The following is a 14,079-nucleotide window of genomic DNA, read 5'->3' on the forward strand; positions in this document are numbered from 1 at the left end:
TAGACGCCAAAACCTGTTGGCTGTGCTGACTATCACATCAAAAAAAGCACGGGCAAAGAACAACTGGCGCACAAATGAATTTTAGTCACCTGAACGGGTGACGGAGCGCGAGTGTATTTCACCGGGGCCACATTGATGGTAACACTGGGGCGGTATTGACCTTTTCTCCGCACATCGTGCTGAAAGTCCGTTGATGATCGCCGTCCTGTCCGCCTTGCTGCCAACCTTTGCCCTGATCGTTCTGGGCTATGTGTTGCGTGAACGGAAATTTCTGCCAGACAGCTTTTGGCCAGGTGCGGAAAAGCTGACCTATTTCATCACCTTTCCCGCCCTTTTGTTTTCCAACACGGCAAAAGCCGACCTCGGCAGCCTGCCGCTGATCGGGATTGCGACGGCGATGCTCGGCACGATTGCCATTTGCACGGTCCTGATCCTGGCGGCCCGCCCCCTTCTTAAGGTATCTGCGCCGACGTTCTCGTCTCTGGTTCAAGGCGCCATTCGACCCAACACATATATCGGGCTTGCTGTTGCAGCCGCCTTGCTTGGAACCCATGGCCTGACCGTCACGGCACTTTGCGTGGCGCTGGTTGTCCCGACCGTAAATGTCATATCAGTTCTGGCCTGTGCACATCTGGGCGACAATGACCGCAAGCCGGGCGTTTTATCCCTGCTCCGTGATGTTGCAAAAAATCCGCTTTTAATTGCCTGCGTTTTGGGCAGCGTATTTAACCTGCTTGATATCGGGTTATCGCCCATTGTGAGACCGTTCCTCGAAGTTCTCGGCCGTGCGGCCCTGCCCGTTGGCTTGCTGGCAGTTGGTGCGGGTCTAGATATAAGTGCAGCACGCCGCGCGGGTTTTCCGGTTGGTGTTTCAACCATCGGCAAGCTGGCGCTGAGCCCGGCAATTGCCGCAGGCCTCTGCTTGATGCTAGGGCTGCCCGCGACCGAACTTGCGGCTGTCGTGCTTTACGCTGCCCTTCCCTGTTCTGCCAGCGCATATGTTCTGGCCCGCCTGATGGGCGGTGACGCGCAAATGATGGCCAGCATCATTACCGTGCATACCCTTGCCGCCATCGCCACCATGCCGGTGATCGCTATTCTGGTTCAGGTTGTTTGATCGCCACAGTGAGCTGACCAATTGGTCAGGAAAACACAACCAATTGGCGGGAATATTTACCTTTTCGTGACTGGGGCAATTCGTTATGCTCCGCGCGAAATTCTTGCAAGACCATCCAAGGGAAATGTGCAACGCCATGAGCGTCATGGGACCAGCGGCGGATCATTATCCGCACCCACACCTCCTCGGGATCGAGGGCCTGACCCCCGGGGAAATCACCCTTATTCTGGACCGCGCCCAGCACTATGCGGAAAAAAACCGCTCCGCTGACAAGACCAGCAATATTCTGGCCGGCGCGACAGTTGTTAATCTGTTTTACGAAAATTCGACCCGGACGCTGACATCGTTTGAACTTGCCGCCAAACGCCTTGGCGCAGATGTCATCAACATGACGGTCGGCACAAGCTCGGTCAAAAAGGGTGAAACCCTGATTGATACAGCCATGACCCTGAATGCCATGAACCCGGATGCGCTTGTTGTCCGCCATGGTGACAGCGGTGCGGTCAAACTGCTGAGTGAAAAGGTCAACTGCGCAGTCCTTAATGCCGGTGACGGTCGCCACGAACACCCGACCCAGGCACTTCTCGATGCGCTGACCATCCGCCGCCACAAGGGACGCCTGCACCGGCTTAATGTTGCGATTTGTGGCGACATTGCCCATTCGCGGGTCGCACGATCCAATATCCTGCTTTTGAACACCATGGGATCACGTGTGCGCCTGGTGGCGCCGCCGACCCTGATCCCGTCAAAGATTGACCGAATGGGCGTTGAAATCTTCCACGACATGGAAGAAGGCCTGAAAGACTGTGACATCGTCATGATGCTGCGCCTGCAGTTGGAGCGTATGGAAGGAAGCTTCATTCCGTCTGTGCGCGAATATTTCCATTTCCATGGCCTTGATCGCGCCAAACTGGCCAATGCCAAGCCCGACGCGCTCATCATGCATCCCGGTCCGATGAACCGCGGGGTCGAGATCGACAGTGAAGTCGCTGATGACGTTGAACGTTCCGTCATTCGCGAACAGGTCGAAATGGGAGTTGCGGTGCGCATGGCAGCGCTTGAATTGCTCGTGCAGAACCACAGAAAGATGGGAGGTCAGGCATGAGCCCCGCAATTCGCGCCAAGGGTGCCGGCAAAAAGGCCTTCATCAATACCCGCCTGCTTGATCCGGTCAAACAGACCGATGAAACCGGCGGCCTTCTGATCGAAGATGACACCATCCTTAAAAGCGGTCCGGACATTACCGAAACCTCGGTTCCAGAAGGCTTTGAAGTGATTGACCTTGGTGGCGCCTGCCTGGCGCCTGGCCTGGTCGATATGCGTGCTCAGTTGCGTGAACCGGGTTTTGAGCATCAGGAAACCATCGAGACCGCTGGCAAGTCGGCCGCAATTGGTGGTGTCACAACCATCATCGCCCTGCCCAACACCGATCCGGTGATTGACGATGTCGCGGGCGTCGAATTCATCGCCCGGCGTGCACGCAAGGTCGGTTTGGCCAAGGTCTTTGTCTATGGCGCGGTTTCCAAGGGAATTGCCGGTCAGGAAATCACCGAGATGGGCTTGCTTCATCAGGCAGGTGCTGTGGCGTTCTGTGATGGCATCAACACCATTGCCAGTGCGCGCCTGCTGCGCCAGGCACTTTCCTATTCCGCCTTCTTTGACGGCATGATCGTTCAGCACCCCGAAGAGCCCGAACTTTCCAAGGGTGCCGCCATGAATAGTGGCGAACTGGCGACCCGACTTGGCCTTACAGGCGTTTCTCCACTCGCCGAAGTCATTCAGATCGAACGTGACCTGCGCCTTGTTGAAATGACCGGTGGGCGTCTGCATTTTGCCCATATCTCGACCGGGGAATCGGTTGATGTCATCCGCAAGGCGAAGAAACGCGGCCTGAAAGTCACCTGCGATACGGCACCGCCCTATTTTGCACTGAATGAGAATGCGGTTTCGGACTACCGTACCTTTGCCAAGCTTTCCCCGCCGCTTCGATCCGAAGATGATCGTCAGGCAATTGTTGCGGGCTTGGCCGACGGTACGATTGATGCGATTGCATCGGATCATAACCCGCAGGATGCCGATTCAAAGCGCCTGCCCTTTGCGCAGGCCGCAGCGGGTGCTGTCGGATTTGAAACACTGCTTCCGATGGCGCTGGAGCTTTATCACAATGATCACATGTCGCTTCTTGACGTGATCACCAAACTGACCCGCACGCCAGCAGAACTGGTGCGCATCAAGGGCGCTGGAACGCTTGGCGAAGGAACGGCTGCCGATCTTGTGATCTTTGATCCGGATCGCCCGTGGAAAATTGATCCCTATCAGTTCCAGTCGAAATCCAAAAACTCCCCATTTGATGGCCGTTTGACGCAGGGACGCGTATTGCGCACCCTGATTGATGGTCGCGAAGTCTTCTCGGAAGGTGCCTGAAATGGAACTTGATGCCACCTACAAGGCAATGTTGATGTCGCTGCAAGTTGCGACCGTGTGTGGTTATCTGCTGGGCTCGATCCCGTTCGGACTGGTTCTGACCCGCATGGCCGGCCTTGGTGATATCCGACAGATCGGTTCCGGTAACATCGGTGCGACAAACGTTCTGCGCACCGGGCGCAAGGGGCTGGCCTTTCTGACCCTGATCGGGGATGCCGGCAAAGGGGCCTTTGCCGCCTTGCTGTTCACCCACCTTTATGGTGCCGAACAAGGCATTTTTGCCGGCGGTGCCGCAGTGTTTGGTCACATGTTCCCTGTTTGGCTTCGGTTTAAAGGCGGCAAAGGGGTCGCGACGACCCTTGGCACGCTGGCTGCTGTTAACTGGATCATGGGGCTTTGTGCAGCCCTGACCTGGCTGGTCATGGCGCTGATTTTCCGCATTTCATCGCTTTCGGCATTGATTGCGATGATTGCAGCCCCGCTGGCGGCGTTCTTTATCGCCAATGATCCGGGTGCCGGATGGCTTGGGGTGTTTCTTGCCGTAATCGTCTGGCTTGCCCATCACGCGAATATCGGTCGATTGCTGCGCGGTGAAGAACCCAAAATCGGCCAGAAGAAAAAGCAGGCTGACGAAGAAACCACTGCGTAACCGACGCAAACCGCCCCTTCGAATAGCTTGACGAACGAACGCCCGGATGATCACAATCCGGGCGTTATGCATTTTCCCGACCAACAACCCACGCGATTATCACAATCAGAACGCCTTGCACGCATGCGGCTGGCGCGCAGTACCAATGTTGGTCCGGTTACATTTCGCAAAATGCTTGAACGGTTTGGCTCTGGCCGCAACGCGATTGAAGCCCTGCCCGATATCATTGCACATGCCAAAACACCGCGACAAATCAAACTGGCCACCCGCGATGAAACGGTTACCGAAATTGAGACCGCCAAGGCATGCGGGGCAAAACCAATTATATTTGGCGATCCGGAATATCCCACCCTGCTAACCCGCATCGATGACGCGCCGCCCTATTTCTATGCCATCGGTCGGATCGAGCTCCTGACGAAAACTGCCATCGGCATCGTGGGGGCGCGCAATGCCTCGGCGACTGGGTGCGGTTTCGCCCGAAAGATCAGCCATGAACTGGTAACTGCAGCCTATGTGGTCGTGTCAGGCATGGCACGTGGCATTGATGGCGCGGTACATAGCGCAGCCCTGCAACGCACAGGCGGCGGGGCTGCTGGAACTGTTGCCGTTCTCGGAGGCGGTGTGGATGTTGTGTACCCACGTGAACATCAGGAGCTCTACGAGAAGCTTTGTGATCATGGCTGTGTGATATCGGAAATGCCGCCCGGCCTGAAACCACAGGCACGCCACTTCCCCCGGCGCAACCGCATCATATCCGGTCTGTCTTATGGGGTTGTCGTTGTTGAAGCTGGTCGTAATTCCGGTTCCTTGATTACCGCACGATTTGCCGCCGAACAGGGACGTGATGTCTTTGCCGTTCCGGGTTCGCCAACCGATCCGCGCGCGGCTGGTCCAAACAGTCTGATCCGCGATGGGGCGATCCTCTGCGACTCTGCCGACGTAATTTTGGATGCGGTCCGCCAGGCCGAAAAGAACAGCAATCTGTTTGAAGAATTTCACACCTTCAACACAGACGCCCGCACAGAGAGCGTAAACCCGTCCTCGGGCACATATGCTGAGATCTATGCTTCTGTTGAGCAGGACGCCGTGACGCGTAATATGAATAAAACGCCGCAACCAATTGAAATAACTACAGTTGAAAGCGATTCTGCCGACGACATCACCCCTGTCGAAGATGCCGAGAAACTGTTTGATTTGCTCTCGTCATCTCCCCTTCTTGTGGATGAGCTCATCCGTACGTCGGACTTGCCTGCCGAACAGGTTTCGACAATTTTGATTGAACTCGAACTTGCAGGAAGGGTTGAACGTCACCCCGGAAATAGGGTATCGCGTATCGCCAAATGAGAGTCGCGTCGAAGTCGGATGTGACAAATATTGTTGTGATTTGCCGCAATTTGCGCAATTTGATCTGAAAAACAGCCACACACTATAATATATGTGTGCAGACCTTCAGGTTACTGACGACACAGCATAATGACCGCCTTCGGGCGCAAGAACCGGACACGAAAAACGTAATGAATCTTGTCATCGTCGAATCCCCGGCCAAAGCCAAGACGATCAACAAATACCTCGGTGACGATTATAAGGTGCTGGCCTCGTTTGGTCATATCCGCGATCTGCCGTCCAAGGATGGTTCGGTCGATACCGACAACGACTTTTCGATGGTCTGGGAAACAGATGGCCGCTCGGAAAAGCAGATTCGCGAAATCGCATCGGCGGCGCGGGATTCTGACACCATTTACCTCGCGACTGACCCGGATCGCGAAGGAGAAGCCATTTCCTGGCATATTCTTGAAGTTCTCGAGCAGAAAAAACTGCTCCGCGGGCGCGATGTCCATCGCGTCGTGTTTCACGAGATCACCAAGAAAGCCGTAACCGACGCCATCGCCAATCCGCGCGAACTCAATCAGGAACTGGTTGATGCCTATCTGGCGCGTCGTGCCCTTGATTATCTGGTCGGCTTTAACCTGTCGCCGGTTCTGTGGCGCAAGCTGCCCGGTTCGCGGTCGGCCGGTCGTGTTCAGTCCGTTGCGCTGCGCCTGATCTGCGAACGCGAGATCGAGATCGAGGCCTTTAAGCCCGACGAATACTGGTCGCTTGAAGCTGGCTTTGCCGTGCCGGAAGGCAAGTTTTCAGCACGCCTTACCCATCTTAATGGTGAGAAGCTCGATAAACTTGCGCTCGGTGACGAAAACGCCGCCAAAATCGCCAAGGAAAAGGTCGAAAGCCGCAGCTACGCCGTTTCCAAGGTCGAGCGCAAAGATGTCAAACGCCGTCCGCAGCCGCCTTTCACCACATCAACCCTGCAGCAGGAAGCATCGCGTAAGCTTGGCTTTGGCGCAAAACGCACCATGCAGCTTGCCCAGCGCCTGTATGAAGGTGTCGATATCGGTGGCGAGACTGTCGGTCTGATCACCTATATGCGTACTGACGCGGTTATTCTGTCACAAGAAGCGCTTGCGGCGGCGCGCCGCCTGATTGGCAAGGATTATGGTGACGAGTACCTTCCGGCCAATGCACGCAACTTTGCCAATAAAGCCAAGAACGCACAGGAAGCGCACGAAGCGGTCCGCCCGACCGATCTGTTCCGCCGCCCGGAACAGGTTTCGCGGCATCTCGACAAGGATCAGCTGGCACTGTACACCCTGATCTGGAAACGCACAGTGGCGTGTCAGATGGAAGATGCCCGCTTTGATCAGGTGGCGGTTGATCTGTCGTCGAATGACAATCATGTGGTTCTGCGTGCCAACGGCTCTGTGGTGAAATTTGATGGCTTCCTGAAGCTTTATCAGGAAGGCAAGGATGACGAGTCTGATGACGAGAAAGATCGTCGTCTGCCGCCGCTGAAAGAAGGTCAGAAACCCGACCTTGACAAGGTCAGCATTGATCAGCACTTCACCCAGCCCCCGCCCCGCTATACCGAGGCGAGCCTGGTCAAGAAGATGGAAGAGCTCGGCATTGGTCGCCCGTCGACCTACGCATCGATCATCTCTGTCCTGCAGGATCGAAACTATGTGCTTTTGGAACGGCGTCGTTTCATTGCACAGGACCGCGGCCGTCTGGTAACCGCCTTCCTGTCGAAGTTCTTTGAACGTTATGTGCAGTACAACTTCACAGCCGACCTTGAAAACCAGCTTGATGAAATCTCGATGGGCAAGCTTGCCTGGAAAGACGTTCTCAAGGACTTCTGGAAATCGTTCAAAGGCAATGTTGACGAAGCCAAGGAACTGAAGATCACCGACGTTCTTGATGCGCTTCAGGTGATGCTGGAAAACTATCTGTTCCCGCCGCGCGAAGACGGCACCGATCCGCATAAATGCCCGAAATGCGATGATGGCCAACTCAGCCTCAAGCTCGGCAAGTTTGGCGCCTTCCTTGGCTGCTCGAACTATCCGGACTGTAACTATACCCGTCCGCTGGTCGCTAATGAAAACGGCGCTGATTCCGAACTTGATGCCGGTCCGAAGGTTTTGGGCGTCGACAAGGATACCGGCAAGGAAATCACCCTGCGCAAAGGGCCGTACGGAGTTTATGTCCAGCTTGGCGAAGAAGAGGAAGTCGAAGGCAAGAACGGCAAGCCCAAAAAGGTTAAACCAAAGCGGACCTCCCTGCCCAAGGGCCTGGAGCCATCCGTTGTCGACCTGACCAAGGCAGAAGAGTTGCTGACCCTTCCGCGCACTGTCGGGATTTTCCCGGAAACCGGCGAGGAAATGAAAGCCAACATTGGCCGTTTCGGCCCCTATGTTCAGGCCGGCAGCATCTTTGCATCCCTTAAGGCCGATGACGATGTTCTGACCATCGGTGAAAACCGGGCCATTACCCTGATCGCAGACAAGCGCGAAAAGGCCGGCAAGGAAATCGGCAAGCATCCGGATGACGGCGAACCGATCTTTGTTGCCATCGGCCGTTGGGGACCGTTCGTAAAGCACAAGAAAACCATCGCCAATATCCGCGATGTAGAGCGCGACGACATCACGCTTGAAATGGCAATCAAGGCGATCAAGGACAAGGAAGTCAAGTCGGGCAAAACATCCAAAACCACGACAAAGAAAACGGCGACCAAGAAGACAACGGCGAAAAAAGCTCCAGCCAAAAAGAAACCTGCTGCCAAGAAAACCGCAGCGAAAAAGACAACCACGAAAAAGGCGGCGGCGAATTAATCGCCGCCTTCCTTTTCTCTGGAATACCTATGAAAGGACGCCGCACCGTTGGCGAACGATACTGAAGACAAAAAACACTTCCCGACCAAGGAAGAGATTGTCGAATTCATCGATATGAGCCCGACACCTGTCGGCAAACGCGAGATTGCGCGCGCCTTTAACATCAAGGGCGCAGCCAAGATCGAACTTAAAAAGATCCTGAAAGAACTGAAAATCGGCGGCGATGTCGTCAAGGGACGCCGGCGTTTTGACAAACCAGACCGCCTGCTCCCGGTTGAGGTTCTTGAAATTACCGGCATCGATGATGATGGCGAAGTTCTAGCCAAGCCGAATGTCTGGAAGCACGACTATGACCCGCCGCTGATCGTCGTCAAGTCGATCCGCCGAGGTGGCCCGAGCGCGCCGGGCATTGGTGACAAAATTCTGGCCAAGCTGCGCTATACCGGCAAGCATACTTATGAAGCCAGCATCATGCGGGTCCTTGGAAGTGGCCCACAGCGCGTTTTGGGACTTTATCGGCCCAACGAACGCGAAGGCCGCGTTGTGCCCACAGATCGCAAGGATAGCGGCGAGATCGCCGTCCCGCTGGATGATCACCCTGATCTGGAAAGCGGCGCGCTGGTTCTGACCGAAATCCTGCCGGGCAAGCATTTCGGGCTGCGCAAGGGCCGCATTACCGAGGTTCTCGGTAATATCAACGAGCCGAAATCGATCAGCCTGGTGTCGATCCATGCGCGTGGCATTCCGTTTGAGTTCCCACCAGAAGTTGAACTTCAGGCGCGGGAATCCAAGGCAACCCCGCTGGGCAAGCGCACCGATCTACGTGACATCCCGCTGGTCACCATTGATGGCGCAGATGCGCGCGATTTTGACGATGCTGTCTGGGCCGAAGCCGATCCGGATCCGGAGAATGAAGGCGGCTGGCACATCATGGTCGCGATTGCCGATGTGTCCTGGTATGTGCGCCCGGGCGATGCGCTTGATCGTGAAGCAGTCAAACGCGGCAACAGCTGCTATTTCCCGGATCGCGTGGTTCCGATGTTGCCGTTTGAGTTGTCAAACGGCTGGTGCTCGCTTGTTCCGCACGAAGATCGCGGCTGTATGGCCGTTGAGATGTGGCTTGATAAGCATGGCCACAAGCTGCGCCACAAGTTCTGCCGCGGGATGATGCGCTCTGCCGCGCGCCTGACCTATGATCAGGTACAGCGCGCCATGGATGGTCAACCCGATGACACCACCGGGTCACTGGTCGATACCATTATCAAGCCGCTTTACGGCGCGTTTAACGCCTTCCTCGAAGCGCGCAAGAAGCGCGGTGTTCTGGAGCTTGACGTGCCAGAACGCAAGATCGAGCTCAATGATCAGGGCCAGATCATCGCCATTGCGCCCCGCGCGCGCTTTGACAGTCACAAGCTGATCGAAGAATTCATGATCGCGGCCAACGTGTGTGCGGCCGAGGAACTTGAACGCATCAAGCAGCCCTGCATGTATCGTATCCACGATGCACCGAGCGAAGAAAAGCTTGAAGCCCTGCATGAATTCCTTGAAGGCGCCGGGTATAAGCTCAACAAGGCATCGGTTCTGCGTCCGCGTGACTTCAACCGGATCCTTGAATTGGCCAAAGACACGCCAGAGGCCGAACTGATCAACACGGTCGTGTTGCGCAGTCAGTCACAGGCGATGTACAGCCCCGACAATATCGGGCATTTCGGGCTTGCGCTTAAGAAATATGCCCACTTCACCTCCCCGATCCGACGCTATGCCGACCTTCTGGTCCATCGCGCCCTGATCGCGGGGCTCAAACTTGGCGAAGGTGGCCTCACGCCCGAAGAAGGCGAACGGTTCGAACAGATTGGCGAAGATATCTCTGGCACGGAACGCCGCGCGGCCATGGCCGAGCGCGACGCGGTTGACCGGTATGTCGCGGCCTATATGTCCGATAAGGTTGGCGCAGAATTCCCCGGCAAGATTTCCGGGGTGACGCATTTCGGCCTGTTCATATCGCTGAACGAAACCGGTGCGGACGGTCTGGTGCCGATTTCCACCCTGCCCGATGATTACTATGTGCATGACGCCGCAAGTCATGCACTGGTCGGACAGAACCGCGGCAAGAAGTTCCAGTTGGGCGATTCCGTTGTCGTGCGCATCGCTGATGCCGATGCTGCCACCGGCTCTTTGGCGCTGCGTCTGGCTGAGCATGCCGAGATTACCGAACGTGACCTGATCGAACGTCCACGCGGGCGCCGCGGATCAGGCAAACGGCGCGGTAGCCCGGGCGATCGCAGCCACCGTCATGGCAACAAACCAGGCTTCCGGTCTGGCCCGCGCGATGGCAAGGGTGCCGGCGGTGGTTCCGCCACCAAATCAAAAGGCAAAGGTGCCAAGGCTGGTGGTAAGAAAAAGACCACGCCGAAAAAGCAGCGCAAGCTGGTGGCATCAAACCGGGCATCGCGCAATGCGGCCAAGCACAGTTCCAAACCGGAATAGGTCGTCCGGTTCGCATTCAAACATCAAAAAAAGGCGGTCCTTTCGGGCCGCCTTTTGCTTTTACGTCCGAGTGAACTGAGCAGTCCTCAAAGCATGGTTTCAACAAACTTTGAAAGTTGCTCTGACGTCTGTTTGCCGCGGTTGCTGATAATCGCAACGTTGTCTGGCAAACCTTCCAGATCCGGGTGGGACGCCTCGAAACTTGTCAGCAGGCCGAGTTTTTTGTCTTCCAGTGTCTTCATCGCCGCCAGCGCCCGGATCAGCTCAATCCCGCTTAATCCGTCAAGGACTGCGGCCGTAATCACGGCATCTGGACGCGACTGTACGACGGTCTGGAAGGCCTCGACAGCTGATCTGGCGGTGATTGTCCGAAAACCTTTCTCGCGCAGCTCACGCTGCAGGAAATGGCCCTGCACGGCCGTTGCTGTCACCAGAAGGACTTCCTTGTCCTGGGCGACGGCAACGTTGGATGCCTCGTCTTTTTCATCGGCCTTGGCACTTCGGGTCGGCAAGGAGCGCAGGATGCGGGTTTCTTCCTCGGCCTGTGGATTGGTGCCACTTTCGATGATTTCCCGAATCCAGCTGGTGAAATCAACCAATGAGGCGGCCTCAAGATCGTCAATCTCGGTCAGATCGGCGATATAATCCTCAAGCCGGTGCGCAATTGCCCCGACCAGCGGGAACCCGAAGGATCCGGCAAGGCCTTTTACCGTGTGGGCTTCGCGCCGAAGTTCGGCAATACCGGGTTCGGCGGCATCCATCCCCCCGGCAACGCGATCAATCGTTGTTTCAATGCGATCAATGCGTTCAAGTGTGTCCTCAATGAAATCCTGTTTCAGACCGGCAACGACTGCGTCCGCATTTCCCATTGGGCACTCCTTTGGCAACTGCCCGATCAAGCAAACGTGACCTCAAATGCGCCCATAAGGCGAATAACACGGGTCGATTTTACTTGCTTGCGCGACCGAACATCATGATGATGGCTCACCGTCTCAATGCCCGTTTTCGTCACCCGGATCAAGTGCGCGCTGAGATGTGACAGGAGTAAATTTTGACCATGAATGCCCCACACGATCTTTCCCCCGATACAAACGATACGACCCAAAATCAAAATGGCAGCCGTCTTATGACCGGGCTTCGCCGCGGGTTTCGCCGCAAATGTCCGAATTGCGGCCATGGCTTTGCCTTCGGTGGATATCTGAAGCTGCGCCCGGAATGCGATGTGTGCAGCCACCCGATCGGGGAATATCGCTGTGATGATGCCCCGCCCTATTTCACGATCTTTCTGGTCGGGCATATCGTGGTCCCCGGCGCACTGGCCGTGGAACAGAATTTCAGCCCGTCGCTTGCCTTGCAGCTTTCAATTTGGCTTCCGGCGACGGTTGCATTATGTCTTGGATTCCTGCCCTTTATCAAAGGTGCTGTGCTTGGCACACAATGGGCCATGCGCATCAAAGGATAGCCATTGGCCAAACGCCAATTTTTCCATTAGAATGCGTAGGTTATCTAACCTGAATTAAACGGATTGTTTAGTTGGCCGCACTGGGTATTTCGCAGAAAACACATGACATCACCGACATCAGGTCGCAGGCGTTGAAACGCATCTGCGCGGCAGTCGGGATTTCGCTTTTTCTAACCGCCTGTGCAAGCTCGGACCATGTTGGTGTAAGCTCCCCGGACGATCCGCAAACCCGTGAATTGATTTCCCAAACCATTGAGCTGGTTGCCACGCGCTATATTGACCCGATCAGCCGCGAACAGATTTTGGTCAACTCACTTGATGGGCTGTCGATGATTGATGACGCCATCCGTGTCGACATAACGCCGTCTGATCTGGTGCTGCAATATGATGCCCGTACGGTGGACCGTATTGCCCTGCCCGCGGTGTCGGGCGATGCCAATGATCGCGATAACCTGCAGGTCTGGTCCGAAATCACGCTTCATGGTCTGGCCAGCTACCGCGCGCATTCAGCCAAACTGCGCAATGCACCGACCAAAGATGTCGAGTCTGCACTGATCAGTGGCGCGATCCGCAACCTTGATCGTTATAGCCGCTACGAAGGCCCGGAGCGCGCCAAGAATGCGCGCAATCGCCGTGATGGCTATATCGGGATCGGGGTTCGGGTTGTTGGCGGCACAGGGTACCCCATCGTCAAACTTGTCCATCCTGAAAGCCCGGCGTCCCGTGCGGGACTTAATCCCGGTGATCAGATCCTGACCATCGACGGGCGGGATATGTATGGCAAGGCCAGCCGCTACACCGCCGACCTTTTGCATGGCGAAGAAGGAAGTTCTGTTCTGATCGAGGTAAATGCCGCCAATAGTGCCGCCATAACCCCGATGGAAATTCTGCGCGAACGCGTGATTGACCGCACCGTTTTTGCCGAAATTCGCGACAATGTCCTGATTGCGCGGCTCAGCAGCTTTAATTCCGCGACTGCCTCCACCCTTGCCGATAACATCATGAAGGCCAAGCTGTATGACGGCGGCCTTCAAGGCGTTGTTCTTGATTTGCGCGGCAACCGTGGTGGCCTTTTGCAGCAGGGTGTGGCTGTTGCCGACCTGTTTCTGGCGGACGGACCGATTGGCAAGACGTTTTCGCGTGTGACCGCCGCGCGCCACATCTTCAAGGCCGAAACCAACGACCTGACGGATGGTGTGCCGCTTGTCGTCCTGATTGACGGGCGCACAGCGTCCTCTGCCGAACTGGTGGCCGCAGCCTTACAGGACCGTCACCGTGCCGTCCTGATCGGCTCTACAAGCTTTGGCAAGGGATCTGTTCAGGCGATCAATGACCTGCCAAACCATGGTACGCTAACCTTCACCTGGTCACGCATGACAGCACCATCGGGCTACACCTTTGACAGAATCGGTCTTTTCCCCGCCATCTGCACGCAAGCTGATGGTGGCAGCACCGCAACACATCAGGTAACCGATGCCCTGTCACAGCGCGACAAAATCGCTTCGGTCATGATGAAATGGCGCAATCTTGATTATCAGGATGAAAAATCCCGTCGCGAACTGCGTGATGTCTGTCCGGCCAATTCAAATGGCGCCACATTTGACATCGACGTCGCCCTGGAACTGCTGAAAAATCACCGTGAATACAAGAATCTGGCCTATGCCGGACAAGAGGAAATCGCCGATACATTTGCCAGCCAATAAATTTGCATTCTTTTTTGCCAAAATGGCTTGACACTCAGGCGATAACCTTTATGTTCCGCCGCCTGAGATACACCTGA

10 protein-coding genes are annotated in these 14,079 nt (G+C 55.9%); 9 read left to right on the plus strand and 1 reads right to left on the minus strand.

Features of this window, described 5'->3' with window-relative positions:
• Positions 1 to 193: 193 nt before the first annotated feature.
• The 7 genes from ACXAF0_RS12420 to rnr all read left to right on the plus strand — a co-directional run bounded on the left by ACXAF0_RS12420 (position 194) and on the right by rnr (position 10,837).
• A complete protein-coding gene (locus tag ACXAF0_RS12420) occupies positions 194 to 1,117 on the plus strand; it encodes an AEC family transporter (RefSeq protein WP_475346157.1) in 924 nt (307 codons plus the stop codon).
• 145 nt (positions 1,118 to 1,262) lie between these two features.
• Complete coding sequence (locus tag ACXAF0_RS12425; protein ID WP_297021309.1) at positions 1,263 to 2,222, plus strand: aspartate carbamoyltransferase catalytic subunit; 960 nt, start codon at positions 1,263 to 1,265, stop codon at positions 2,220 to 2,222.
• A complete protein-coding gene (locus ACXAF0_RS12430) occupies positions 2,219 to 3,541 on the plus strand; it encodes a dihydroorotase (protein WP_475346158.1) in 1,323 nt (440 codons plus the stop codon). The genes ACXAF0_RS12425 and ACXAF0_RS12430 overlap by 4 nt, the downstream gene beginning before the upstream one ends.
• Position 3,542: 1 nt before the next feature.
• The gene (gene plsY / locus ACXAF0_RS12435) at positions 3,543 to 4,190 is read left to right on the plus strand and encodes a glycerol-3-phosphate 1-O-acyltransferase PlsY (RefSeq protein ID WP_475346159.1); all 648 of its coding nucleotides are present in this window, start codon (positions 3,543 to 3,545) and stop codon (positions 4,188 to 4,190) included.
• A 66-nt stretch (positions 4,191 to 4,256) separates the two neighbouring features.
• A complete protein-coding gene (gene dprA / locus ACXAF0_RS12440) occupies positions 4,257 to 5,534 on the plus strand; it encodes a DNA-processing protein DprA (RefSeq protein WP_475346242.1) in 1,278 nt (425 codons plus the stop codon).
• Between the two features lie 170 nt (positions 5,535 to 5,704).
• Complete coding sequence (topA, locus tag ACXAF0_RS12445; protein ID WP_475346160.1) at positions 5,705 to 8,350, plus strand: type I DNA topoisomerase; 2,646 nt, start codon at positions 5,705 to 5,707, stop codon at positions 8,348 to 8,350.
• Between the two features lie 48 nt (positions 8,351 to 8,398).
• Entirely contained in the window at positions 8,399 to 10,837 is a 2,439-nt protein-coding gene (gene rnr, locus ACXAF0_RS12450; RefSeq protein ID WP_475346161.1) for a ribonuclease R, read from the plus strand.
• Between the two features lie 86 nt (positions 10,838 to 10,923).
• Here rnr and ACXAF0_RS12455 read toward each other — a convergent pair whose 3' ends face one another.
• A complete protein-coding gene (locus ACXAF0_RS12455; protein ID WP_475346162.1) occupies positions 10,924 to 11,706 on the minus strand; it encodes an Hpt domain-containing protein in 783 nt (260 codons plus the stop codon).
• 257 nt (positions 11,707 to 11,963) lie between these two features.
• Here ACXAF0_RS12455 and ACXAF0_RS12460 point away from each other — a divergent pair, with 257 nt between their 5' ends.
• Both ACXAF0_RS12460 and ACXAF0_RS12465 read left to right on the plus strand, forming a co-directional pair.
• Entirely contained in the window at positions 11,964 to 12,299 is a 336-nt protein-coding gene (locus ACXAF0_RS12460; RefSeq protein ID WP_475346163.1) for a DUF983 domain-containing protein, read from the plus strand.
• 71 nt (positions 12,300 to 12,370) lie between these two features.
• Complete coding sequence (locus tag ACXAF0_RS12465; protein WP_475346164.1) at positions 12,371 to 14,002, plus strand: S41 family peptidase; 1,632 nt, start codon at positions 12,371 to 12,373, stop codon at positions 14,000 to 14,002.
• The last annotated feature ends 77 nt before the right edge of the window (positions 14,003 to 14,079 follow it).

Source organism: Thalassospira sp. ABD4_177, from assembly GCF_056160125.1.

Coding starts and splice junctions, on each gene's coding strand:
- ACXAF0_RS12420 (WP_475346157.1), top strand. CDS start 194: ATGATCGCCGTCCTGTCCGCCTTGCTGCCAACCTTTGCCCTGATCGTT.
- ACXAF0_RS12425 (WP_297021309.1), top strand. CDS start 1,263: ATGGGACCAGCGGCGGATCATTATCCGCACCCACACCTCCTCGGGATC.
- ACXAF0_RS12430 (WP_475346158.1), top strand. CDS start 2,219: ATGAGCCCCGCAATTCGCGCCAAGGGTGCCGGCAAAAAGGCCTTCATC.
- plsY (WP_475346159.1), top strand. CDS start 3,543: ATGGAACTTGATGCCACCTACAAGGCAATGTTGATGTCGCTGCAAGTT.
- dprA (WP_475346242.1), top strand. CDS start 4,257: ATGCATTTTCCCGACCAACAACCCACGCGATTATCACAATCAGAACGC.
- topA (WP_475346160.1), top strand. CDS start 5,705: ATGAATCTTGTCATCGTCGAATCCCCGGCCAAAGCCAAGACGATCAAC.
- ACXAF0_RS12455 (WP_475346162.1), bottom strand. CDS start 11,706: ATGGGAAATGCGGACGCAGTCGTTGCCGGTCTGAAACAGGATTTCATT.
- ACXAF0_RS12460 (WP_475346163.1), top strand. CDS start 11,964: ATGACCGGGCTTCGCCGCGGGTTTCGCCGCAAATGTCCGAATTGCGGC.